Source organism: Pseudomonas sp. URMO17WK12:I7 (genome assembly GCF_003269045.1).
Taxonomy (GTDB): domain Bacteria; phylum Pseudomonadota; class Gammaproteobacteria; order Pseudomonadales; family Pseudomonadaceae; genus Aquipseudomonas; species Aquipseudomonas putida_J.
The window spans coordinates 185023-209137 of record NZ_QLTL01000013.1 but is presented as its reverse complement, the minus strand read 5'-3'; the positions used below and the strand labels follow the sequence as shown (position 1 = coordinate 209137).

The following is a 24115-nucleotide window of genomic DNA, read 5'->3' as shown; positions in this document are numbered from 1 at the left end:
AGTGTAGTGGCAGGTGGGATCCGTGTTGCCTGCGGAAAAACCGCTGGCCAGGCGTAAAACCTCTGTGCTGAAATAGTTATGTTATATTGTAACAACACAAAGCATCTGCCAAGGAACGCCCCATCCCCATGCTGCACATCCCTCTGCGCCTCTCCCCCCTCGCTGTCGCCCTGTGGCTCGCTTCATCACCCGGCCAAGCCGTGGAACTGGAACCCCAGGTCGTCACTGCCAACCCGCTGGGTAACCGTCAACTGGCTGCGCCCAGTACCGTGCTCGACGGTGACGACCTGCTGCAACAGCAGCACGGCAGCCTCGGTGAAACCCTTAACAAGCAACCCGGTGTGTCTTCCACCTGGTTCGGCCCAGGTGCCAGCCGCCCGGTTATTCGCGGCCTGGATGGCGACCGTATCCGCATCCTGCGCAATGGCGTGGGTGCTCTGGATGCCTCGTCGCTGTCCTACGACCACGCGGTACCGCTGGACCCGGTCACGGTCGAGCGCGTGGAAATCGTCCGCGGCCCGGCCGCCCTGCTCTACGGGGGTAATGCCATCGGCGGGGTGATCAACACGTTCGACAACCGCATCCCCGACTCGCCGATCGAGGGCATCCACGGTGCCGGCGAACTGCGCTACGGCGGCGCCGACACCACCCGCAGCAGTGCTGGCAAGCTGGAAGCCGGTGACGGCACCTTCGCCCTGCACCTGGACGCCAACAGCCGCCAGTTCAACGACCTGCGCATTCCCGGTTACGCGCAGAGCTCCAAGGTTCGTGACCCCGACGCGCCAGGCAGCCGCCACCGCCTGGAAAACAGCGACGGCCGCCAGGACGGTGGCGCGATCGGCGGTTCCTACCACTGGGAGCATGGCTATGCCGGCCTGTCCTACAGCCGCTACGACAGCAACTACGGCTCGGTGGCCGAATCCGGCGTGCGTCTGGACATGAAACAGGACCACTACGCCTTTGCCTCGGAACTGCGTGACCTGGACGGCCCGTTCAGCTCGGTCAAGGTCGATGCCGGCTACACCGACTACGAGCACAGCGAGATCGAAGAAGGCGAGGTACACACCACCTTCAAGAACAAGGGCTACGAAGCACGCATCGAAGCCCGTCATCAGCCACTCGGGCCAGTAGAAGGCGTGATTGGCGCACAGGTCAGCCGCAACGAGTTCTCGGCGCTGGGCGAGGAAGCCTTCGTCCCGCACACCGACACCGACAGCCTGGCGCTGTTCATGCTCGAGCAGTGGCAGGCCACCGAGCGCCTGAACCTGAGCCTTGGTGCACGAATGGAGCACACCCGCGTCGACCCCGACGCCAAGGGCAACGAAAACTTCACCGATGCCGAAAGTGCCAGCAGCTTCAACGCTTTCAGCCTGTCTTCGGGCGCGGTGTACCAGCTCGACCCCATCTGGTCGCTGGCAGCCAACCTCGGCTATACCGAGCGTGCCCCGACGTTCTATGAGCTCTACGCCAACGGCGCCCACGTGGCCACCGGCGCATTCGAAGTCGGTGATGCCAGCCTGAACAAGGAAAAGGCGATTTCTGCAGACCTGGCCCTGCGCTTCGACAATGGCACCCACAAAGGCAGCGTCGGGCTGTTCTACAGCCACTTCCGCAATTACATCGGCCTGATCGGCACCGGTAACCTGCGTGAAGGCCATGACCACGACCATGATGGTGAAGATCACGACCACGATCATGACGACGGAGGCTTCCCCGAGTACCAGTACCAGGGCGTGCGTGCGCGCTTCTATGGCATCGAGGCGCAGGACCGCTGGAAGCTGCTGGAGAATCGCTATGGCAACTTCGCCCTGGAGCTGTCTGGTGACTACACCCGGGCCAAGAACCTCGACAGCGGCGAGCCGTTGCCGCGCATTTCCCCGCTGCGCTTGAACAGCGGCCTGGTGTGGGAACTGGATCGTTGGCAGGCGCGGGTCGATGTGCAACATGCCGCTTCGCAGCATCGCAAGCCTGAGAATGAGACCAGCACCTCTGGCTACACCACGCTGGGCGCGAGCGTCGGCTACCGCTTCGATATCGGCCAGAGCCAGTGGCTGGCCTTCGTGCGCGGCGAGAACCTGACCGATCAGACCGTGCGCTATGCCAGTTCAATTCTGCGCGACATAGCACCGGCACCGGGGCGTAGCGTGGAGGTCGGGGTACGTACCACCTTCTGATTGGCATCTGCCTCTTCGCGGGCAAGCCCGCTCCCACAGGTAAAGCTCAGTACCTTGCGAGAGCGGGCTTGCCCGCGAAAAGGCCCACATTGTTGCCAGATCAGCAACAATCAACTGCGACAATTTGTCTTTTTTTCTTACAACTTCCCCTATATCCTCCTCGCCGCAAGCTGAATCGCTTCACCCTGCATTCCCAATTGTCATTTCCATCGAAGAGCCCGCTCCTCGGTGTGCTTGCCGTTTTCTCAATAATCAGAAGATAGCGCTATCTCATGTTCCAACTGCCCAAAACCCGCTACACCGGCCTGGCTTTCATCGCCATTGCCGCAGGCTTACCCGTCATTGCCAACGCCAGCGAAGCGTTCGCCAAGGACTCCCCATGGATGTTCGGCGACTGGGGCGGCACCCGCAGCGAGCTGCTGGAAAAAGGCTACGACTTCACCCTCGGCTACACCGGCGAGATGGGCAGCAACCTGCACGGCGGCTACGACCACGACCGCACTGCGCGCTACAGCGACCAGTTCACCTTCGGCAGCCACCTGGACCTGGAGAAGATCCTCGGCTGGAACGACACCGAGCTGCAGCTGACCATCACCGAACGCCACGGCGACAACATCAGCAACGACCGCATCAACGACCCGCGGGTGGGCGGCTTCACCTCGGCCCAGGAAGTCTGGGGCCGTGGCGAAACCTGGCGGTTGACGCAAATGTGGATCAAGCAGAAATACTTCGACGGCGCCCTGGACGTGAAAGTCGGCCGCTTTGGCGAAGGCGAGGACTTCAACAGCTTCCCCTGCGACTTCCAGAACCTGGCCTTCTGCGGCTCGCAGGTGGGCAACTGGGTCGGCGGCATCTGGTACAACTGGCCAGTCAGCCAGTGGGCCATGCGCGTGCGCTACAACCTCAACCCAGAGCTGTACGCCCAGGTCGGCGTGTATGAGCAGAACCCGTCCAACCTCGAATCGGGCAACGGCTTCAAGCTCAGCGGCAGCGGTACCCAAGGCGCGGTAATGCCAGTCGAACTGGTATGGAGCCCACGCCTGAATGGCCTGAAAGGGGAATATCGCGCCGGCTACTACTACAGTAATGCCAAGGCACAGGATGTTCTCAAGGACAGCAACGGCCAGCCGGCCGCCCTCAGTGGCGCCGCCTACCGCAGCAGTTCTAGCAAGCACGGCTTGTGGCTCGGGGCCCAGCAGCAGGTCACCTCGCTGGCATCCGACCAGTCGCGCGGCCTGAGCCTGTTCGCCAACGCCACGGTGCACGACAAGAAAACCAATGTCATCGACAACTATGTTCAAGCTGGACTCGTTTACAAAGGCCCCTTCGACGCCCGCGCCAAGGACGACATCGGCTTCGCCGTCGCCCGCGTGCACGCCAACCCGGGTTACCGCAAGAACGCCCGCCTGGCCAATCAGGTGGCCGGCCTCGACGACTACGACAACCCAGGCTACCTGCCGGTGCAAGACACCGAGTACAGCGCCGAACTCTATTACGGCATTCACCTGGCCGACTGGCTCACGGTGCGCCCGAACCTGCAGTACATCCGCCATCCGGGCGGGGTGTCGCAGGTCGACAGCGCGCTGATCGGCGGCCTGAAGATTCAAAGCACTTTCTGACCACCTTCACACTGACCACCTTCACATAACGGAGAACCTACGATGAGCACTGACGGTGCCAACCAAGGAACCCGCTGGCTACCGCGCCTGATGGGCGTGCTGCTGTTGCTGATGGGCCTGGCCCTGTTGGCCGGCGGCATCAAGCTGAGCCAGCTGGGCGGATCGCTGTACTACCTGATTGCCGGTATCGGCTTTGCCCTGTCGGGCGCCCTGCTGCTGGCCAAGCGCCGCATCGCCCTGGGCCTGTATGGCCTGGTGCTGCTGGGCAGCACCGTGTGGGCCATGCTCGAAGTGGGCCTGGACTGGTGGCAACTGGTGCCACGCCTGGCCATCTGGTTCGCCATCGGCGTTGTGCTGCTGCTGCCGTGGGCCCGTCGCCCGCTGACCGGCCCCGCATCCAAGGCCAATACCGCGCTGCTGAGCGTCGCCGTACTGGCGTCGGGGGCCTGCGCCCTGGGCAGCCAATTTACCCACCCGGGTGAAGTGTTCGGCGAACTCGGCCGCGACAACAGCGAAATGGGCAGCGCCGCACCGGCCATGCCCGATGGCGACTGGCAGGCCTATGGCCGTACCGAGCACGGCGACCGCTATTCGCCGCTTCGCCAGATCACCCCGCAGAACGCCTACCGCCTGGAAGAAGCCTGGCGCATCCGCACCGGCGACCTGCCGACCGACAACGACCCGGTCGAGCTGACCAACGAAAACACCCCGCTGAAGGCCAACGGCATGCTCTACGCCTGCACCGCCCACAGTAAGGTGCTGGCCCTGGACCCGGACACCGGCGCCGAGATCTGGCGTTACGACCCGCAGATCAAGACCCCGGTCGGTACCTTCAAGGGCTTCGCCCACATGACCTGCCGTGGCGTCTCGTACTACGACGAGAACAGCTACGTCAGCCGTGACGGCAGCCCGGCGCCGAAGGTGTCCGATGCCGGCCAGGCCGTGGCCCAGGCCTGCCCGCGCCGCCTCTACCTGCCAACCGCCGACGCGCGCCTGATCGCCATCAACGCCGACAACGGCAAGGTCTGCGAAGGCTTCGCCAACCAGGGCGCCATCGACCTGACCACCGGCATCGGCCCGTTCACCGCTGGCGGCTACTACTCCACCTCGCCGGTGGCGATCACCCGCAGCCTGGTGATCATCGGCGGCCATGTCACCGACAACGAGTCGACCAACGAACCGTCCGGCGTGATCCGCGCCTACGACGTGCACGACGGCCGACTGGTGTGGAACTGGGACAGCAACAACCCGGACGACACCAAGCCGCTGGCCCCCGGCAAGACGTACAGCCGCAACTCGGCCAACATGTGGTCGCTGGCCAGCGTCGACGAAGACCTGGGCATGGTCTACCTGCCACTGGGCAACCAGACGCCTGACCAATGGGGTGCCAACCGCACACCGGGCGCCGAGAAGTACAGCGCTGGCGTGGTCGCACTGGACCTGGCCACCGGCAAGGCGCGCTGGAACTACCAGTTCACCCACCACGACCTGTGGGACATGGACGTCGGCAGCCAGCCAACCCTGGTGCACCTGAAGACCAAGGACGACATCAAGCCGGCGATCATCGTGCCGACCAAGCAGGGCAGCCTGTATGTGCTTGACCGCCGTGACGGCACACCGATCGTGCCGATCCGCGAGATCCCGGTCCCGCAGGGCGCGGTCAAGGGTGACCATACCGCGCCGACCCAGGCCCGCTCCGACCTCAACCTGCTTGGCCCTGAGCTGACCGAACAGGCCATGTGGGGCGCCACGCCGTTCGACCAGATGCTGTGCCGCATCCAGTTCCGCGAGCTGCGCTACGAAGGCCAGTACACCCCGCCATCCGAACAGGGCAGCCTGGTCTACCCTGGCAACGTCGGTGTGTTCAACTGGGGCAGCGTGTCGGTCGACCCGGTGCGCCAGCTGCTGTTCACCTCGCCCAACTACATGGCCTTCGTGTCGAAGATGGTGCCACGCGAGCAGGTGGCCGCCGGCAGCAAACGCGAAAGCGAAACCAGCGGTGTGCAGCCGAACACCGGCGCGCCGTACGCGGTGACCATGCACCCGTTCATGTCACCGATCGGCATCCCCTGCCAGGCGCCAGCCTGGGGCTATGTTGCAGCCATCGACCTGTTCACCAACAAGGTTGTGTGGAAGCGCAAGAACGGCACCACCCGTGACAGCACCCCGGTGCCGATCGGCATGCCGGTGGGCGTACCGAGCATGGGCGGTTCGATCGTCACCGCGGGCGGCGTCGGCTTCCTCAGCGGTACCCTGGACCAGTACCTGCGTGCCTACGACGTGAACAACGGCAAGGAACTGTGGAAAGCCCGCTTGCCTGCAGGTGGCCAAGCCACGCCGATGACCTATACCGGCAAGGACGGCAAGCAGTACGTGCTGATCGTTGCTGGCGGCCATGGCTCCCTGGGCACGAAAATGGGCGATTACATCATCGCTTACAAATTGGCCCAGTAACGCCATCGAGCCCCGTTCAGGGGCTCAACCAGCACACGCGGTCATTGTAGGCGCGGCCTTGTGTCGCGAAAGGGCCGCAAGGCGGCCCCAGGATTTCAGCAGCATTGCAGAAATAGCGCGGCCTTGCGGCCCTCTCGCGACGCAAGGCCGCGCCTGCTCAAGCAAGGCCGGCATACGCTGGCAAAGATGAAACCGTCCCTCTGCGCCCTTCGTCTACCATTGAAACCCATCCCCCCGCGCCCCATCTAAGCACCATAGTCATTCACGCAGGTGCCCCATGAGCGACCAGCAGGATTTCCCGGAACAACCCGAAGAACACAGCGCAGTCGAACAGCCCGACACCCAGGCCGAAACCGGCCACGCCCTCGCCCTGCCCGGCCAGCAGCTGCCGGACAAGGTCTATGTGATCCCGATCCACAACCGCCCGTTCTTCCCCGCGCAGGTGCTGCCGGTGATCGTCAATGAAGAACCTTGGGCCGAAACCCTCGACCTGGTGGCCAAGACCGAGCACCACTCGCTGGCACTGTTCTTCATGGACACCCCGCCGGAGGACCACCGCCACTTCGACACCTCGGCGCTGCCGGAGTACGGCACCCTGGTCAAGGTGCACCACGCCAGCCGTGAAAACGGCAAGTTGCAGTTCGTCGCCCAAGGCCTGACCCGGGTGCGCATCCGCACCTGGCTCAAGCACCATCGCCCGCCGTACCTGGTCGAGGTCGAGTACCCGCGCCAGCCGGCCGAGCCGACCGACGAGGTCAAGGCCTACGGCATGGCGCTGATCAACGCGATCAAAGAGCTGCTGCCGCTCAACCCGCTGTATAGCGAAGAGCTGAAGAACTACCTCAACCGCTTCAGCCCCAACGACCCGTCACCGCTCACCGACTTTGCTGCCGCGCTCACCTCTGCCACCGGCAACCAGTTGCAAGAGGTGCTCGACTGCGTGCCCATGCTCAAGCGCATGGAGAAGGTCTTGCCGATGCTGCGCAAGGAGGTCGAAGTTGCGCGCCTGCAGAACGAGATCTCCGCCGAAGTGAATCGGCAGATCGGCGAACACCAGCGCGAGTTCTTCCTCAAGGAGCAGCTCAAGGTCATCCAGCAGGAGCTGGGCCTGACCAAGGACGATCGCAGCGCCGACCTCGAACAGTTCGAGCAGCGCCTTGCCGGCAAGACCCTGCCCGACCAGGCGAAAAAACGCATCGACGAAGAAATGGGCAAGCTGGCCATTCTCGAGACGGGCTCGCCCGAATACGCGGTCACCCGTAATTACCTGGAATGGGCCACCGCCCTGCCCTGGGGCCAGTACGGCAAGGACAAGCTCGACCTCAAGCACGCGCGCAAGGTGCTCGACCAGCATCACGCGGGGCTGGACGACATCAAGGAGCGTATCCTCGAATTCCTCGCGGTCGGCGCCTGGAAGGGCGAAATCAGCGGCTCGATCGTGCTGCTGGTGGGCCCGCCAGGGGTGGGCAAGACCAGCATCGGCAAGTCGATCGCCGAATCCCTGGGCCGGCCGTTCTACCGCTTCAGCGTGGGTGGCATGCGCGACGAGGCAGAGATCAAGGGCCACCGTCGCACCTACATCGGCGCCCAACCAGGCAAGCTGGTGCAGGCGCTGAAAGAGGTCGAGGTGATGAACCCGGTGATCATGCTCGACGAGATCGACAAGATGGGCCAGAGCTACCAGGGCGACCCGGCCTCGGCGCTGCTGGAAACGCTCGACCCGGAGCAGAACGTCGACTTCCTCGACCACTACCTGGACCTGCGCCTGGACCTGTCCAAGGTGCTGTTCGTGTGCACCGCCAACACCCTGGACTCAATCCCAGGGCCGCTGCTCGACCGTATGGAAGTGATCCGCCTGTCTGGCTACATCACTGAAGAGAAGCTGGCCATCGCCAAGCGCCACCTGTGGCCCAAGCAGCTGGAAAAGGCCGGCGTGGCCAAGACCAGCCTGAGCATCAGCGACAGCGCCCTGCGCACGGTAATCGACGGCTATGCCCGTGAAGCCGGCGTGCGCCAGCTGGAGAAACAGCTGGGCAAACTGGTGCGCAAGGCCGTGGTGAGGTTGCTGGAAGCCCCGGATGCCAAGATCAAGATCGGCAACAAGGATCTGGAGGCTGCCCTGGGCATGCCGGTGTTCCGCAGCGAGCAGGTATTGGCTGGCAAAGGGGTGATAACAGGCCTTGCCTGGACCAGCATGGGCGGCGCGACCTTGCCGATCGAGGCGACGCGCATCCATACCCTGAACCGCGGCTTCAAGCTCACCGGCAAGCTCGGCGATGTGATGAAGGAGTCCGCCGAAATCGCCTACAGCTACGTCAGTTCCAACCTCAAGCAGTTTGGCGGCGACCCGGGCTTCTTCAATGAGGCGTTCATTCACCTGCACGTACCTGAAGGCGCCACGCCAAAGGATGGCCCAAGTGCCGGTATCACCATGGCCAGCGCGCTGCTTTCGCTGGCCCGCGACCAGGCGCCGAAGAAAGGCGTCGCCATGACCGGCGAGCTGACCCTCACCGGCCAGGTGCTGCCGATTGGCGGCGTGCGCGAAAAAGTGATCGCGGCGCGGCGCCAGAAGATTTTCGAGCTGATCCTGCCCGAACCCAACCGGGGTGATTTCGAGGAACTGCCGGACTACCTGCGCGAAGGCATGACCGTGCATTTCGCCAAGCGCTTCACGGACGTCGCCAAAGTCTTGTTCTGACCCACCGCCTCGCTTGTTGCAGGAGCGGCCCTGTGTCGCGAAAGGGCCGCAAAGCGGCCCCGGGATTTCAGCACCGGTGCATTAATTGTCGGGGCTGCTAGGCAGCCCTTTCGCGACACAAGGCCGCTCCCACAGGACCGAGTCATCGGTTATCCTCAGGCCATCGTCAGCCTCTGGAGCCACCATGACTGCCCCTCGTCTGCTCGTTCCCCTGAGCTTCGCCCTGCTCGCCGCCTGCGCCCAGCAGCCGAAACAAACCGTCGAACTGGACGCCGAAAGCGAATGCCCCAAGCGCCTGCAGGTCGGCCAGAGCCTCACCCTGACCCTGCCCAGCAACCCCACCACCGGTTACCGCTGGCTGGTGCAGAACCCGGCATCCAACGTGCTGCAAAGCCTGGGCCCCGAGGTCTACAGTGCCCCCGAAGACGCCGGTATCGTCGGCAGCTCAGGCATCTCGACCTGGCGCTACCAGGCCCGTGCCGCCGGTGAAGGCCACCTGATGCTGGTTTACCAGCAACCGTGGGCCCCGGAAGTACGCCCGGTACAGACCTTCGATTGCGCCATCCGCGTCGACTGAACGCACAGCGCTGGTCAGCGAACCATGCATCCGCGCTGCGGTTTGGCTAGAATGCCGGCCCTGCATATCGCCAGCCGCCTGGATTCACCGTGAGCAAACAACCCGACCGCCTTTTCGCCCAACCCCTGGAGCAAGTCCCCGACTTCGTGTTCAACGAAGACGTGGTGCGCGTGTTCCCGGACATGATCAAGCGCTCGGTGCCCGGTTACCCGACCATCGTCGAGAACCTCGGCGTGCTGGCTGCGCGCTTCGCCCAGCCAAACACTGCGCTATACGATCTCGGGGCCTCCCTGGGGGCCGTGACCCAATCGCTGCGCCGCCATGTGCGCAGCGACGGCTGCCGGGTAATCGCGGTAGACAATTCCGCGGCCATGGTCGAACGTTGCCGCCAGTACCTCACCGCCCAGGATTCGATGTTCCAGGAACTGCTGCCGGTCGAAGTACTGGACGCCGACATCCTCACCCTGCCCTTCGAACCGGCCTCGGTGGTGGCGATGAACTTCACGCTGCAATTCATCGCACCGGAACAGCGCCTGGCGCTGCTCGGCCGGATCCGCCAGGCACTACTGCCCGGCGGCGCGCTGATCCTCTCGGAAAAACTGCGTTTCGCCGATGACGACGAGCAGAACCTGCTCAACGAACTGCACCTGGACTTCAAGCGGGCCAATGGCTACAGCGAACTGGAAATCGCCCAGAAGCGCAGCGCCATTGAGAACGTGATGAAGCCCGACACCCTGGAAGCCCATGAAGAACGCCTGCGCGCAGCCGGCTTCTCCAAGGTGGTGCCGTGGTTCCAATGCCTTAACTTCGCCTCGCTGATAGCCTTGCCATGATCGATCTGTCCCCCCTCGTCCGCCGCCTGGCGGGCACTCCCCTGGCTGCCTGGTCCCAGGGCCTGCAAGCTCAACTGGAAGCCAAGCTCGAAAAAGGCCATGGCGACCTCGACCGCTGGCGCGGCGCGCTGGACGCGCTGCCGGCCCTGCAGCCGAGCGTTATCGACCTGGCCGACGGCCTGCGCCTGGATTGCGACTGCGATGACGCCACCCGTGCGCAGGTGCACCAGGCGCTGATGGGCCTGTCGCCCTGGCGCAAGGGGCCGTTCGACCTGTTCGGTGTGCATGTCGACACCGAATGGCGCTCGGACTGGAAGTGGTCACGGGTCGGCCCGCACCTGGACCTCAAGGGCAAGCGCGTGCTCGATGTCGGCTGCGGCAACGGTTACTACCAGTGGCGCATGCTGGGTGCCGGCGCCGACATGGTCATCGGCGTTGACCCCAACTGGCTGTTCTTCTGCCAGTTCCAAGCCGTGCAGCAGTATTTGCCCGAGCTGCCCGCCTGGCACTTGCCGTTCGCCCTGGAAGAGCTGCCGGCCAACCTCGAAGGCTTCGACACAGTGTTCTCCATGGGTGTGTTCTACCACCGCCGCTCGCCCATCGAGCACTTGCTGGCGCTCAAGGACTGCCTGGTCAAAGGCGGCGAACTGGTGCTGGAAACCCTGGTGATCGAAGGCGACGAAAACCAGGTGCTGGTGCCCGAAGACCGCTACGCGCAGATGCGCAACGTCTGGTACCTGCCGTCGGTACCGGCCCTGGAGCGCTGGTTGCGCCGCGCCGGTTTCACTGATGTGCGCTGCGTGGACGTGAGTGTCACCAGCGTCGAGGAACAGCGCAGCACCGAATGGATGCGCTATCAGTCGCTGGGCGATTTCCTCGACCCGAACGACCACAGCAAGACCATCGAAGGCCTACCGGCCCCGCGCCGCGCCACGCTGCTGGCGCGCAAATAAAAAGGCGTCCACATGGACGCCTGAATCACAGCTGTGCCAGGGAGCAGTGCTGGCACAGCTGCTGTTGCTCACTCAGTCCTTGGCCACCTCGCGGGCCTTTTCCTGTGCCTTGCGCTCGCGCTCGGCGATGGCCTGTTGCTTGTCGCCATGCAGGCGCTCCTGGTCCTGGCGGAACGCTTGCCAGAACGCCTTGGAACGTTCGGCGCCGCCTTCGGCGTAAACGCTGGCGCTGCCCAGGGCAAGGGTCGCCAGCAGCAGGTATTTGGTCAGGTTCATCGTGCTTGCCTCGTTGATAACCGATCAGACAGGGCAAGCGTATCCAAGGGTAGCTAACGCCAAGGTGAGGCGCGCATTACAGTCTTGCAAGGTAGCCTTGGCCAACCGCCAGATAACACCGGGATTACAAATCCGTTATCTACGCCGATGGGCCATTAGCATGCCGTAACATCCTGCGGCTTGACCCTGAAGCCCCTCCAGGCTTGAGAATCCCGCCCTTTCCAGCACACCGAGCCCGCCCATGCGCCTACTGATCATCGAGGACGAACTGCGTACCGCCGACTACCTGCAACAAGGCCTGCGCGAAAACGGCTATGTGGTCGACTGCGCCCACACCGGCACCGACGGCCTGCACCTGGCACGCCAGCAGCCCTACGACCTGATCATCCTCGACGTCAACCTGCCCGAACTTGACGGCTGGACGGTGCTGCAGCGCCTGCGCGCCGAAGCGGCCACGCGCATCATGATGCTCACTGCCCATGGTCGCCTGGCAGACCGCGTCAAAGGCCTGGATCTGGGCGCTGACGATTATCTGCTCAAACCGTTCGAGTTCCCCGAATTGCTGGCCCGCATTCGCAGCCTGCTGCGCCGTAACGACCAGCAACTGCAACCGAGCACCCTGCGCGTCGCCGACCTTGAGCTGGACCCCGGCCGCCACCGCGCCTACCGCGCCGGCAAACGTATCGACCTGACCGCCAAAGAGTTCGCCCTGTTGCACCTGCTGATGCGCCAGAGCGGCGAAGTGCTATCGCGCACGCAGATCATCTCGCTGGTGTGGGACATGAACTTCGATTGCGACACCAATGTGGTCGAAGTCTCGATTCGCCGGCTACGGGCAAAGATCGACGATCCGTTCGACGACAAGCTGATCCATACCCTGCGCGGCGTTGGTTATGTCCTCGAGGCCCGGGTGTGAAGCACGCCAGCCTGTCGCTACGCCTGGGCCTGAGTGTGACCCTGATGGGCGCCGCCCTGGTGCTGCTGCTCGCCTGCCTCGCAGTGTTCGCCCTCGACCACGAACTGGACAGCCGCGCCCGCAAGGACCTGGCGCGCAAGATGTTGCAGGTGGAACACAACCTGCGAGTCGACTTGCGCAGCGAGGACCTTGGCAGCCGTGCTCATCCGTTGCTCGACCTGGTGATGGGCCACGACAACCTCAGCCTCAGCGTACTGGCCCTCGAGGGCCGCCACCCGCACCTGCTCAGCCTTGGCCCTGCGCTTGAATCCCGTGTCGGTGAATTGCACACCGATGCACGCCTGAACTACCACGAATGGCGTGACAGCAGCGGCAGCCAGATCCTCACCGTCACCCGCCAGATGCGCCTGCGCGACGACACCCCGGTGCGGGTGATGATGTCGCTCAACCGGGCCGATGACCACGCCCTGCTTCAGGCCTACCTGCACTCGACCCTGCTGGCCCTGCCACTGCTGTTGCTGCTGATCGGCGCTGGCGCCTGGTGGCTGATGCAACGAGGCTTGAAGCCACTGCGCCACTTCCGCCGCATTGCCGGGCAGGTCTCTGCCCAGGATCTGCAACACCGCCTGCCCGCCCTTGGGCTGCCCCTGGAACTGGCAGAGCTGGCGCGCAGCATCAATGTGATGCTCGACCGCCTGGATCAAGGTGTACGCCAGCTGTCGCAGTTCTCTGACGACCTGGCCCACGAACTGCGCACGCCGCTGAGCAACCTGATGGGCAAGGCCCAGGTCACCCTGGCCCGCGAGCGTGACAGCGAGAACTACCGGGAGGTGCTGGAAGACAGCATCGAGGAGCTGACCCGGCTCAACCGCATCATCAACGACATGCTGTTCCTCGCTCAGGTCAGCCAGCCGCAGGCACAAGTGGCGCTCAAGCCGCTGGCGTTGGCGGACGAAGCGGCGCAGGTGAGCGAGCTGTTTGCCTTCAGTGCCGAGTTGAAGCATATCGAACTGCGCCTGCAGGGCTGGGGTACGGCGCTGGCAGACCGCCTGATGTTCCAGCGGGCGCTGTCGAATTTGCTGAGCAATGCCATTCGTCACGGACCAGACGGACAGGCGGTGAAGCTGGGCATAGAGCGCCAGGCCAGCGAGGTATTGATATGGGTGGAGAATCAGGGGCCGGGCATTGCCGAAGAACACTGGCCGCAGTTGTTCGAGCGCTTCTACCGCGTGGGGTCGGGGCGTTCGCGGCTGGAGGGCGGGACGGGCTTGGGGTTGGCGATCGTGAAATCGATCATGCAGCTGCATGGAGGGCGAGTCGAGGTAAGCAGCAGCCCTTCAGGGCCGACTCGCTTCACACTGGTGTTTCAAGCAGAGTGAAGCGTTGCCTGCACCGGCCTCTTCACGGGTGAACCCGCTGCCACAGGTGCTGCACATTACCTTGGGGCAGTGCTGTCCCTGTGGGAGCGGGTTCACCCGCGAAGGGGCCGGTACAAGCAACCGACGGATCAGCGCGAAGCCGCGACGATCAACGCCTTCATCTCGGCCACAGCGGCCTTGAAGCCGACGAACAAGGCATGCGCAACCAGCGCATGGCCGATGTTCAGCTCATTGATGCCCTTGATCGCGGCCACCGCCTCGACGTTGTGGTAATGCAGGCCATGGCCAGCATTGACGATCAACCCCTGGCCCACGCCAAACGCCACGCCATCGACGATGCGTTGCAGCTCCTCGGCCACTTCGGTCGGCGTTTCGGCATCGGCATAACGCCCGGTGTGCAACTCGATGGCCGGCGCACCGACACGGCGCGAAGCCTCGATCTGCCGCTCGTCGGCATCGATGAACAGCGACACTTCAGCACCGGTACGCGACAAGCGCTCGACCGCCGCCTTGATCCGTGCTTCCTGGCCTGCCACATCCAGGCCACCCTCGGTGGTCAGCTCCTGGCGGGTCTCGGGGACCAGGCAGATATGCGCCGGGCGGATTTTCTCGGCAAAGGCCATCATCTCTTCGGTGACGCCCATTTCGAAATTCATGCGCGTCTGCAGCACGTCCTTGAGCAGCACCACGTCGCGCTCCTGGATGTGCCGGCGATCTTCACGCAGGTGCACGGTGATGCCATCGGCGCCTGCTTCCTCGGCATCCAGTGCAGCCTTGACCGGGTCCGGGTAGCGGGTGCCGCGGGCCTGGCGCAGGGTCGCTACGTGGTCGATGTTGACGCCAAGAAGCATGCGGTTGCTGTGAGTCACGAAAGGCTCTCCTGAAGTTTGAGCCACACAGCATACGACGTGCTCAGCGCTTGCGAAACAGTTCCCGGCTTACCAGCGGTTTTGGCCCCAAGTGCACCGCCAATGCCTGGCGCATCAGGCGCTTGGCCGCCAGCAAGGCGCCTGGTGCGTCCCAGTCGGCCTGGGCCAGGGCCAGCAGCTCGGTGCCATTGAACAGGCCAGGCTGGGCCAGGTACACGCGCTCCAGGCCGGCATCGACCCGCAGGCGGTACAGGCCGTCGGCTTCGACCGGGTCGTCGTTGATATCGTGGCTGAGCGAAAAGGTGTAGCCCAGGTCTTCCAGCAGCCGCCATTCGAATGAGCGCAGCAGCGGCTCCAGCGGCCTGCCCTCGGCCAATGCCTGCAGGGTCAGGGCGTACTGCTCGAACAGCTCCGGCTGCGGCGCCTCGGCGGGCAGCAGGCGCATCAGCAGTTCGTTGAGGTAGAGGCCGCTGAACAGCGCGTCACCATTGAGCCAGGCGGCGATGCCGACGGTGTCCAGGCGCCTGACGTTCTTCAGCTCGCCCTTGCCGAACAGTTCCACTTCCAGCGGTACGAACGGCCGCACCAGGCTGCCACCCTTGCCGCGTGCACGGCGCAGCACCGCACGCACGCGCCCCTGCGGCGTGAAGAAATCCACCAGTGCACTGGTTTCCTTGTAGGCGCGGCTGTGCAGGACATAGGCCGGCTGGGGGGTGGGTTGGTCCATTTACGATATCTGAGCCCGGGCTTGACGCGACCTCTACAGGAGCGGCCTTTCGCGAAAGGGCTGCGCAGCAGCCCCAAATCTGTGTGCCAATCGAGATCTTGGGGCCCGCTACGCGCCCCTTTCGCGACACAAGGCCACTCCTACAGGAGTGCGCGCAGCGGCTTAGAGGTCGCCGTAGCCCAGCGAACGCAGGGCGCGTTCGTCGTCGGACCAGCCGCCTTTGACCTTGACCCAGAGGTTGAGCATGACCTTGGAGTCGAACAGCACCTCCATGTCCTTGCGCGCTTCAGAGCCAATGCGTTTGATACGCTCGCCCTTGTCACCAATGATGATCTTCTTCTGGCCATCACGCTCGACCAGGATCAGTGCATGGATGTGCAGCACGTGGCCCTGCTGCTTGAACTCTTCGATTTCCACGGTGATCTGGTACGGCAGCTCTGCCCCCAGCTGGCGCATGATCTTCTCGCGCACCAGTTCGGCGGCGAGGAAGCGGCTGCTGCGGTCGGTGATCTGGTCTTCCGGGAAGAAGTGATCGTTTTCCGGCAGGTGCTTGGCGATCTGGGCTTCCAGCGCTTCCAGGTTGTGGCCCTGCTGCGCGGAAATCGGCATCACCTCAGCGTTCGGCAGCTGCTCCTGCAACCACTGCAGGTGCGGGATCAACTCGGCCTTCTCTTCCATGCGGTCGGTCTTGTTGACCGCAATGATAAGCGGGCCGGTCACGTACTGCACCCGCTCGAGCACCAGTTGGTCCTCGTCGGTCCATTTGGTGCGGTCGACCACGAAGATCACCACGTCGACGTCCTTCAGGGCCGCCGAGGCGTTGCGGTTCATGTAGCGGTTCAAGGCCTTGTCGTTGGCCTTGTGCATGCCCGGGGTGTCCACGTAGATCGCCTGCACATCCCCCTCGGTCTTGATGCCGAGCATGTTGTGGCGGGTGGTCTGCGGCTTGCGCGAGGTGATTGCCAGCTTCTGGCCGAGGATGTGGTTGAGCAGGGTCGACTTGCCCACGTTCGGGCGGCCGACGATGGCCACGTAACCGCAGCGGGTCGGATTGTTATCAGTCATTGCCATTCTCCACGCCCAGGGCGATCAATGCAGCAGCGGCGGCGACTTGCTCGGCGATACGCCGGCTGACGCCCTGGCCACGGCTCTTGTTGTTCAGCAGCACCACTTCGCATTCGACGAAGAAGGTACGGCAGTGCGGTTCGCCCTGGATGTCGACCACCTCGTAACGCGGCAACTCGCAGCTGCGCGATTGCAGGAACTCCTGCAGGCGGGTTTTCGGGTCCTTGTTGGTGTCGACCAGGGTCAGGCCTTCGAACTCGTCGGTCAGCCAGGCGAGGACACGCTCGCGCGCGGTCTGCATGTCCGCGTCCAGATAGATTGCCCCGATCAGCGCCTCCAGGGCGTCGGCGAGGATCGATTCACGGCGGAAGCCACCGCTCTTGAGCTCACCCGAGCCCAGGCGCAGGTAATCGCCCAGGTCGAAACCACGGGCCAGCCGGGCCAGGGTCTCGCCCTTGACCAGGCGGGCGCGCAGGCGCGACAGCTGGCCTTCGCGGGCCTGCGGGAAGCGCTCGAACAGCGCCTCGCCGGCGACGAAGTTGAGAATGGCGTCACCGAGGAACTCCAGGCGCTCGTTGTTGCGCCCGGCGTAGCTGCGGTGAGTCAGGGCCAGCAGCATCTGCTCCTGGTTCTTGAAGGTGTAGCCGAGCTTGCGCTCGAGACGGGCAAGGGAAGCACTCATGCAGCCACCCGTTGGTTGTTCAACGCGTTGTTCAAATCAACATCCTGAAAGACTGTTTGGCTGTGGTCCGTCGCGGTGTTCGACGAATCTCTCGATCCCTGAGAACACAGCCTATGTCAGAAATGCATTCGGCGCTGTCTGCAGGACAGCGCCGAAGGGTATCAATGGATCAGGCCGACCCGCGACAGGTTGGGCAAGTGGCTGAGTTTTGGCTCTGGCCAGCTCATCCATACCGCGAAGGCCTTGCCGACGATGTTCCGGTCCGGAACCATGCCGTGCAGCGCTTTCGGGATTTTCGGGTCATCCCAGTAACGGCTGTCGTTGGAGTTGTCGCGGTTGTCGCCCATCATGAAGTAATGGCCGGCCGGCACGGTCCATTGCTGGTCCGGCGGCATGCGATAACGGGTCATCTCCTTGCGGATCAGGTGCTCGGCTTCGCCGAGTTTTTCCTTGTACAGCTCGGCGCTGCCCAAGGTACCTGGCTCGGCGCCGACCAGTTGCTCGGCGATCGGCTGGCCGTTGACGAACAGACGCTTGTCGCTGGTGTAGCTGATCTTGTCGCCCGGCAAGCCGACCACGCGCTTGATGTAGTTGACGTTCGGGTCGCTTGGGTAGCGGAACACCATGACATCGCCGCGTTGCGGGTCACCGACCTCGATGACTTTCTTGTCGATCACCGGCAGACGAATGCCGTAGGAGAACTTGTTCACCAGGATGAAATCGCCTACTTCCAGGGTCGGCTTCATCGACCCCGAAGGGATCTGGAACGGCTCGACCAGGAACGAGCGCAGTACCAGCACGATGAACAGCACCGGGAAGAACGACTTACCGTACTCGACCAGCAGCGGCTCCTTGCTCAGGCGCTCGACCACCGCCATTTCTGGCTGGGTGACGCTGCCCTGGTAGGTGGCGATCGCTGCCCGCCGGCGCGGAGCCAGGAACAGCAGATCGATCAAGCCCAGCAGACCGCAGACGAAGACGGCGATGACTAGCAACAGCGGGAAATTTAGCGACATAGGACCTAGCTATCCAACCTGAGCACGGCGAGGAAGGCTTCCTGTGGAATCTCCACGTTGCCCACCTGCTTCATGCGTTTCTTACCGGCCTTCTGCTTCTCCAGCAGTTTCTTCTTACGGCTGACGTCACCACCGTAGCACTTGGCCAGTACGTTCTTTCTGAGTGCCTTGACGGTCGTCCGCGCAATGATCTGGCCGCCAATGGCTGCCTGGATCGCCACGTCGAACATCTGCCGAGGGATCAGCTCCTTCATCTTCTCGGTCAACGCACGGCCTTTGTAAGCCGCGTTGTCGCGGTGCACGATCAATGCCAGGGCATCGACCTTGTCGCCGTTGATCAGTACATCCAGCTTGACCAGGTTGGCCGACTGGTAGCGATCGAAATGATAGTCCAGCGAAGCATAGCCGCGGCTGGTGGACTTCAGGCGGTCGAAGAAGTCCAGTACCACTTCGTTCATCGGCATGTCATAGCGCACCTGCACCTGGCTGCCGAGGAACTGCATGTCGCGCTGCACGCCACGCTTCTCGATGCACAGGGTGATGACGTTACCCAGATGCTCCTGCGGCACCAGAATGGTCGCGGTAACGATCGGCTCGCGGAAATCTGCCACGGCCGAAACATCCGGCAGCTTCGACGGGTTATCGACGACGATGGTCTCACCGGTCTTGAGTTCGAGCTCGTAGATCACGCTTGGCGCGGTGGTGATCAGGTCCAGGTCGTATTCACGCTCCAGGCGCTCCTGGATGATCTCCATGTGCAGCATGCCGAGGAAGCCGCAACGGAAGCCGAAGCCCAGGGCGTCAGAGCTTTCCGGCATGTATTGCAGCGACGAGTCGTTGAGGGTCAGCTTCTGCAGGGCGTCGCGGAAGTCCTCGAAGTCGTCGGAGCTGACCGGGAACAGGCCGGCGTAGACCTGCGGCTGAATCTTCTTGAAGCCTGGCAGCACTTCGACTTCGGGGGTGGTGGACAGGGTCAGGGTGTCACCCACCGGCGCACCGTGAATGTCCTTGATGCTGCCGATGATGAAGCCTACTTCGCCGGCCTTCAGGTCAGCGGTCTGGGTGTGCTTCGGGGTGAACACACCGACGCTGTCGACCAGGTGCACCTTGCCGGTGGACTTGACCAGGATCTTGTCGCCTTTCTTGACGCGGCCGTGGCGCACACGCACCAGCGAGACAACGCCCAGGTAGTTGTCGAACCAGGAGTCGATGATCAACGCCTGCAGCGGCGCTTCGATATCGCCTTCCGGCGCGGGGATGGTCTGTACCAGGCGCTCGAGCACCTCGTCCACGCCCATGCCGCTCTTGGCACTGCAGGCCACGGCGTCGGTGGCGTCGATGCCGATGATCTTCTCGATCTCGTCCTTGACGCGGTCCGGGTCGGCCTGCGGCAGGTCCATCTTGTTGAGGACCGGCATGACCTCCAGGCCCTGCTCGATGGCGGTGTAGCAGTTGGCCACGGACTGGGCTTCGACGCCCTGGCCGGCGTCTACCACCAGCAGCGCACCTTCACAGGCCGCCAGCGAGCGCGAGACTTCGTAGGTGAAGTCGACGTGGCCGGGGGTGTCGATGAAGTTCAGCTGGTAGACCTTGCCGTCCTGCGCCTTGTAGTTGAGCGTGACGCTGTGGGCCTTGATGGTGATACCGCGTTCGCGCTCCAGGTCCATGGAGTCCAGTACCTGGGCTTCCATTTCGCGCGCCGACAGGCCACCGCACATTTGAATGAAACGGTCGGCCAGCGTCGACTTGCCATGGTCGATGTGGGCGATGATGGAGAAATTGCGGATATGACTCAAATCACTCACGGGTCAACACTCGGAAAAGGCTGCGAGCCGGACGCCCGCCGAAAAATAGCCGGGAATTGTACCTTAAGCCGGTGGGTTATGGGAGATTCCTCTATCGGACTGTACACAGCATTTGCATCCGCAATTGTGAACTTTCATGAAAAAGGGCAGCCGAAGCTGCCCTTTCCTACCCTTGAGCCCGCTTATTCAGCGAGTTTGAAGGTGATGAAGCTGGCACGGCCCTGACGCAGCACGCGCATCGACACCGAACGGTTCTTCGGCAGGTCCTTGGCGATTTCGGTGAACTGCTTGGCCGAAACGACCGCCTGGTTGTTCAGGTGGCTGATGACGTCACCCGGGCGCAGCCCGATCATCGCAGCCGGGCCATCCTGGACTTCCTTGATGACCACACCGCCCTTCAGCTCCAGGGTTTTCTTCTGCTCGGCGGTGAGGTCCGAGACCGACACACCCAAGCGGTTGCTGTTGCGCTCGGCGCCGCCTTCAGCGCCGCTGCCTGCAGCGATGTCGGCATCGTCATCCGGCATCGGGCCAACGGCGACGTCCAGGGTCTGGCGCTTGCCGTTGCGGATGATCTCGAGCTTGGCCTTCTCGCCGTCCTTCAGGCTGCCGACCAGATGTGGCAGGTCAGCCGACATGACGATCGGTTGGCCGTTCATGCTCAGGATCACGTCACCCACCTGCAGGCCACCTTTGGCTGCCGGACCGTTTTCCAGCACCTGCGCCACCAGGGCGCCAGCCGGCTTGTCGAGACCGAACGATTCAGCCAGGTCCTTGTTGACCTCCTGAATCACCACGCCCAGCCAGCCGCGGCTGACCTTGCCGTCCTTCTTCAGCTGGTTGGACACATCGATGGCCACGTCGATCGGGATGGCGAAGGACAGGCCCATGAAGCCGCCGGAACGGGTGAAGATCTGCGAGTTGATACCGACAACTTCGCCCTTCATGTTGAACAGCGGGCCGCCGGAGTTACCCGGGTTGATGGCCACGTCGGTCTGGATGAACGGTACATAGGTGTCGTTTGGCAGGGTCCGACCCTTGGCACTGACGATACCTTTGGTCACCGAATGGTCGAAGCCGAACGGCGAGCCGATGGCCAACACCCATTCACCGACCTTGAGCTTCTCGGAATCACCCAGCTTGACGGTCGGCAGGTTCTTGCCCTCGACCTTCAGCAGGGCCACGTCGGTGCGCGGGTCGGTGCCGATCAGCTTGGCCTGCAACTCACTGCGATCCGACAGGCGGACAATGATCTCGTCGGCATCGGCAACCACGTGGTTGTTGGTCAGTACATAGCCATCGCTGGAAATGATGAAGCCCGAACCCAGCGACATGGCCTCGCGCTGGCGATCACCACGTGGCGAACGGGGCTGCTGCGGCATGTTGCGTTCGAAGAATTCGCGGAACATCGGTGGCAGGCCTTCAAGGTCCGGCATCTGCCCAGCGGCGACGCGGTCTGGCAGCTTCTGCTTGGTACTGATGTTGACGACCGCAGGCGAGGCCTGCTCGACCAGGGTAGTGAAGTCCGGCAGGGCTTCCTCGGCCTGGGCGCTGAGCACCTGGCCGAGCATCAGCACGGCGGCGAACATCGTTAGGTAGGATTTCAAGCGTGGTATTGACATACGGCTCCCGTCACAACGAGCGGTAGTTGGAAATAGCCCTGCCCAAAGCAGGAAAGGCCAGACTCCTAGAAGCCTGACCTATAGAAAATTTGCCGAAGGATTGCAAATGACAATGCTTTAATTTCATTTCAGCCGCATGCCCGATCGACTGTGCATTGCCCTTGAGCCGGCCCGCAAGAGCGCGCCATTACTGGCGCGCCTGGGCGTCCTGAGGCCGCATCGACAACGCGACACGTTCTGCCGTACCCAGCGGAATCTCGCCGACCACGGTGACCTGCACCTTGCCCTTGGGCGTGTTCAGCCGGCGCGAAACGGCCGACGTCGGGCCAAGCTGGGTACGCACATCGGCACCGGCATCATCCTTCACGGGCTCGAGGAACACCGAGAAACGTGCCAGGCCATCGTCATACATCAGGCTGCTGATCGAACTGTTGCGCTCAGGGTCACGCCGCACCGTACTGTTGATCAGTTCAAACCCGGGCGGCAGCCAGTCTGAACGCCAACCGGCAACGGCCTCACTTGCGCTGCTGGCCGCACGCTCGATCGGCTTGCAGGCGGAACTGGCTTGCAGGTCATGATCACTGGGCAGGTGGTCGGTATCCAGACGGGTCATCTGGAAGCGCTCGAGCAACTGCCCCTTGTCATTGAGCATCAATGAACGCAGTGGCAGGCCGGTGCGGCGGTCCAGATGGAGTTCGAAAGCGTAGCGATGCTGGTCGCGGGGCGTCAGCGTGACAATCACGGCGTCGCGGTCAGCGACCCGTGACCTGCCCGCCACGCTCAGGTCGTACCAGCTCATCAGTTTGAGGGGATCGAGCGAGCGCTGCGCGGCGTCAGGCGGGTTGGTGACCCCATCAGCCCCACCTGCCAGGGCACCACTCACGCACTGCACCTTGCCATCCACGCGCACGATTTCCTGGGCGGCACCATCGAGCTGCAAAAGCCGCTCGCTGACCTTGCCGTCCTGAACGCGATGCCAGATATCGTGGGAAGAGAAGCTGCCGTTACGTTCGTAGACGAAGGAGCCCTGGTAACTTTGCTTTTGCTCGGCCTGTGCCAGCTTGTTCAGCCATTCGTTCGCCTCAGGCGATGAGTTGGCCGCCAACGCTGGCACCGTCATGCAGCTGCCTATCAGCAGCGACAGGAGAGGTAGCGCGCGCATGATCCTCCTTACTTAGCGGTTTTCCAGGCTGGCGGCGCGGGCATACGGCAGGGCGGTTTCAGTGCCCTTGAGCGCGGATTCCTGCGCGTGCTGGCGCAGGTAACCTGGCAGACGCTGATCCCAGCCGGCCTGGTTCTGCAGCACGCCGTTGGCCATCGGCCCGGTCGGTTGCTCACTGCTTTCACTATAGCCTGCCAAAACCGCCGGCCCCTGACTTTGTGGCATGCTCAGGCCTTGTTGTGCAGGCTGCTGGGCAGCCAGCTCGGCACCGGTGATTTCGTCCTGGTTGTACATACGCACACCAGCCAGCACCGCTACGGTGACCGAGGCAGCGACGGCCAGGCGGCCAATGCTGCGCCACGGGCCCTGCTTGACCTTGGCCGGCACGGCTTCATCAGCCAGCGCGGCGGAGACCGCCGAGGCGATATCCAGTTTGGGCAGCAGCAGTTCCTTGTGCATCGCTGCGCGGGCTACCTGGTAACGCGACCAGGTGGCACGGGTTTCGGCATCGTCGACGGCATTCAACACCCGACGCAATTCCAGTTCGTCCGCTTCGTTATCCATCACCGCGGACAGCGATTCCTGCAAAGCTTCACGACTCATGGCGGTTCCTCTCTTGGCTGTCGCCGCTGTCTCAGGTTTCCTGCAACAACGGCTGCAGGGCTTTGTCTATGGCCTCCCGAGCGCGGAAGATTCGAGAGCGCACGGTACCCACCGGACATTGCATGACGCTGGCAATGTCTTCGTAACTCAATCCGTCAAATTCACGCAGGGTCAAAGCCGTGCGCAGATCTTCGGGCAGTTGCTGGATGGTGCGATGGACAGTGCCTTCGATTTCATCCCGCAACAACGAGCGCTCTGGGGACTCGAGATCCTTGAGACCATGATCGCCGTCGTAAAACTCCGCATCCTCGGAGCTCACATCACTGTCTGGTGGCCGTCTTCCACGGGACACCAGGTAGTTCTTCGCCGTGTTGATGGCGATGCGGTACAGCCACGTATAAAACGCACTGTCACCGCGAAAATTGCCAAGCGCACGGTAGGCCTTGATAAAGGCTTCCTGCGCCACATCCTGGGCCTCGTGGGTGTCGTGAACGAACCGCACGATCAACCCTAGAATCTTGTGCTGATACTTCAGCACCAACAGATCGAACGCTCGCCTGTCCCCGCGTTGCACACGCTCGACAAGCTGCTGATCCTCTTCCTGGGTTAGCATGAACACTCCTCAGTGAACTCGAAGGAGCGTGGCAACAGCCTTTGTTCGGGCTTGCAACCATAGACTCGGGCTTTG

20 protein-coding genes are annotated in these 24115 nt (G+C 63.1%); 9 read left to right on the top strand and 11 right to left on the bottom strand.

Going from position 1 to position 24115, the window contains the following annotated elements; translation table 11 throughout:
- The first annotated feature begins 128 nt into the window (after positions 1-128).
- The 7 genes from H040_RS19475 to cmoB all read left to right on the top strand — a co-directional run bounded on the left by H040_RS19475 (position 129) and on the right by cmoB (position 11308).
- Positions 129-2174, top strand: a complete 2046-nt coding sequence (locus H040_RS19475; RefSeq protein WP_027917861.1) for a TonB-dependent receptor — start codon at positions 129-131, stop codon at positions 2172-2174.
- Between the two features lie 272 nt (positions 2175-2446).
- Positions 2447-3793, top strand: coding sequence for a carbohydrate porin (locus tag H040_RS19470; RefSeq protein WP_027917862.1), 1347 nt, complete (start codon positions 2447-2449; stop codon positions 3791-3793).
- Between the two features lie 42 nt (positions 3794-3835).
- Positions 3836-6247: a glucose/quinate/shikimate family membrane-bound PQQ-dependent dehydrogenase gene (locus tag H040_RS19465; protein WP_027917863.1), complete on the top strand. Its 2412-nt coding sequence runs from the start codon at positions 3836-3838 to the stop codon at positions 6245-6247.
- A gap of 277 nt (positions 6248-6524) precedes the next feature.
- The gene (lon, locus tag H040_RS19455) at positions 6525-8945 is read left to right on the top strand and encodes an endopeptidase La (protein ID WP_027917864.1); all 2421 of its coding nucleotides are present in this window, start codon (positions 6525-6527) and stop codon (positions 8943-8945) included.
- A 184-nt stretch (positions 8946-9129) separates the two neighbouring features.
- On the top strand, positions 9130-9522 hold the full coding sequence (locus H040_RS19445; protein ID WP_027917865.1) for a protease inhibitor I42 family protein: 393 nt from the start codon (positions 9130-9132) through the stop codon (positions 9520-9522).
- 89 nt (positions 9523-9611) lie between these two features.
- Positions 9612-10355: a carboxy-S-adenosyl-L-methionine synthase CmoA gene (gene cmoA, locus H040_RS19440; protein ID WP_027917866.1), complete on the top strand. Its 744-nt coding sequence runs from the start codon at positions 9612-9614 to the stop codon at positions 10353-10355.
- Positions 10352-11308, top strand: a complete 957-nt coding sequence (gene cmoB, locus H040_RS19435; RefSeq protein ID WP_027917867.1) for a tRNA 5-methoxyuridine(34)/uridine 5-oxyacetic acid(34) synthase CmoB — start codon at positions 10352-10354, stop codon at positions 11306-11308. Before cmoA ends, cmoB begins: the two co-directional genes overlap by 4 nt.
- Positions 11309-11380: 72 nt before the next feature.
- On the opposite strand, the gene H040_RS19430 is transcribed toward cmoB, so the two are convergent.
- Positions 11381-11584 (bottom strand): hypothetical protein, encoded by a 204-nt coding sequence (locus tag H040_RS19430; RefSeq protein ID WP_027917868.1) that lies wholly within the window; start codon positions 11582-11584, stop codon positions 11381-11383.
- A gap of 241 nt (positions 11585-11825) precedes the next feature.
- Between H040_RS19430 and H040_RS19425 the strand changes: the two genes are divergently transcribed.
- Entirely contained in the window at positions 11826-12500 is a 675-nt protein-coding gene (locus H040_RS19425) for a heavy metal response regulator transcription factor (RefSeq protein WP_027917869.1), read from the top strand.
- Positions 12497-13879 carry a heavy metal sensor histidine kinase gene (locus tag H040_RS19420; RefSeq protein ID WP_027917870.1) on the top strand — a complete coding sequence of 461 codons (1383 nt, stop codon included), beginning with the start codon at positions 12497-12499 and terminating at the stop codon, positions 13877-13879. Before H040_RS19425 ends, H040_RS19420 begins: the two co-directional genes overlap by 4 nt.
- A gap of 128 nt (positions 13880-14007) precedes the next feature.
- On the opposite strand, the gene pdxJ is transcribed toward H040_RS19420, so the two are convergent.
- The 10 genes from pdxJ to rpoE form a co-directional block, all read right to left on the bottom strand.
- Positions 14008-14730, bottom strand: a complete 723-nt coding sequence (gene pdxJ, locus H040_RS19415) for a pyridoxine 5'-phosphate synthase (protein ID WP_152954894.1) — start codon at positions 14728-14730, stop codon at positions 14008-14010.
- A gap of 61 nt (positions 14731-14791) precedes the next feature.
- Positions 14792-15475: a DNA repair protein RecO gene (gene recO, locus H040_RS19410; protein WP_027917872.1), complete on the bottom strand. Its 684-nt coding sequence runs from the start codon at positions 15473-15475 to the stop codon at positions 14792-14794.
- A gap of 162 nt (positions 15476-15637) precedes the next feature.
- Positions 15638-16540, bottom strand: a complete 903-nt coding sequence (gene era / locus H040_RS19405; RefSeq protein ID WP_016498176.1) for a GTPase Era — start codon at positions 16538-16540, stop codon at positions 15638-15640.
- Complete coding sequence (gene rnc, locus H040_RS19400; protein ID WP_027917873.1) at positions 16533-17222, bottom strand: ribonuclease III; 690 nt, start codon at positions 17220-17222, stop codon at positions 16533-16535. Before rnc ends, era begins: the two co-directional genes overlap by 8 nt.
- 161 nt (positions 17223-17383) lie before the next feature.
- Positions 17384-18238: a signal peptidase I gene (gene lepB, locus H040_RS19395; RefSeq protein WP_027917874.1), complete on the bottom strand. Its 855-nt coding sequence runs from the start codon at positions 18236-18238 to the stop codon at positions 17384-17386.
- A gap of 5 nt (positions 18239-18243) precedes the next feature.
- On the bottom strand, positions 18244-20043 hold the full coding sequence (gene lepA, locus H040_RS19390) for a translation elongation factor 4 (RefSeq protein WP_027917875.1): 1800 nt from the start codon (positions 20041-20043) through the stop codon (positions 18244-18246).
- A 182-nt stretch (positions 20044-20225) separates the two neighbouring features.
- Positions 20226-21629, bottom strand: a complete 1404-nt coding sequence (locus H040_RS19385) for a DegQ family serine endoprotease (protein WP_371260236.1) — start codon at positions 21627-21629, stop codon at positions 20226-20228.
- A 220-nt stretch (positions 21630-21849) separates the two neighbouring features.
- A complete protein-coding gene (locus H040_RS19380) occupies positions 21850-22824 on the bottom strand; it encodes a MucB/RseB C-terminal domain-containing protein (RefSeq protein ID WP_027917877.1) in 975 nt (324 codons plus the stop codon).
- A gap of 12 nt (positions 22825-22836) precedes the next feature.
- On the bottom strand, positions 22837-23427 hold the full coding sequence (locus H040_RS19375) for a sigma-E factor negative regulatory protein (protein ID WP_027917878.1): 591 nt from the start codon (positions 23425-23427) through the stop codon (positions 22837-22839).
- 31 nt (positions 23428-23458) lie between these two features.
- Positions 23459-24040: an RNA polymerase sigma factor RpoE gene (rpoE, locus tag H040_RS19370; protein WP_003252049.1), complete on the bottom strand. Its 582-nt coding sequence runs from the start codon at positions 24038-24040 to the stop codon at positions 23459-23461.
- Between the last annotated feature and the right edge of the window lie 75 nt (positions 24041-24115).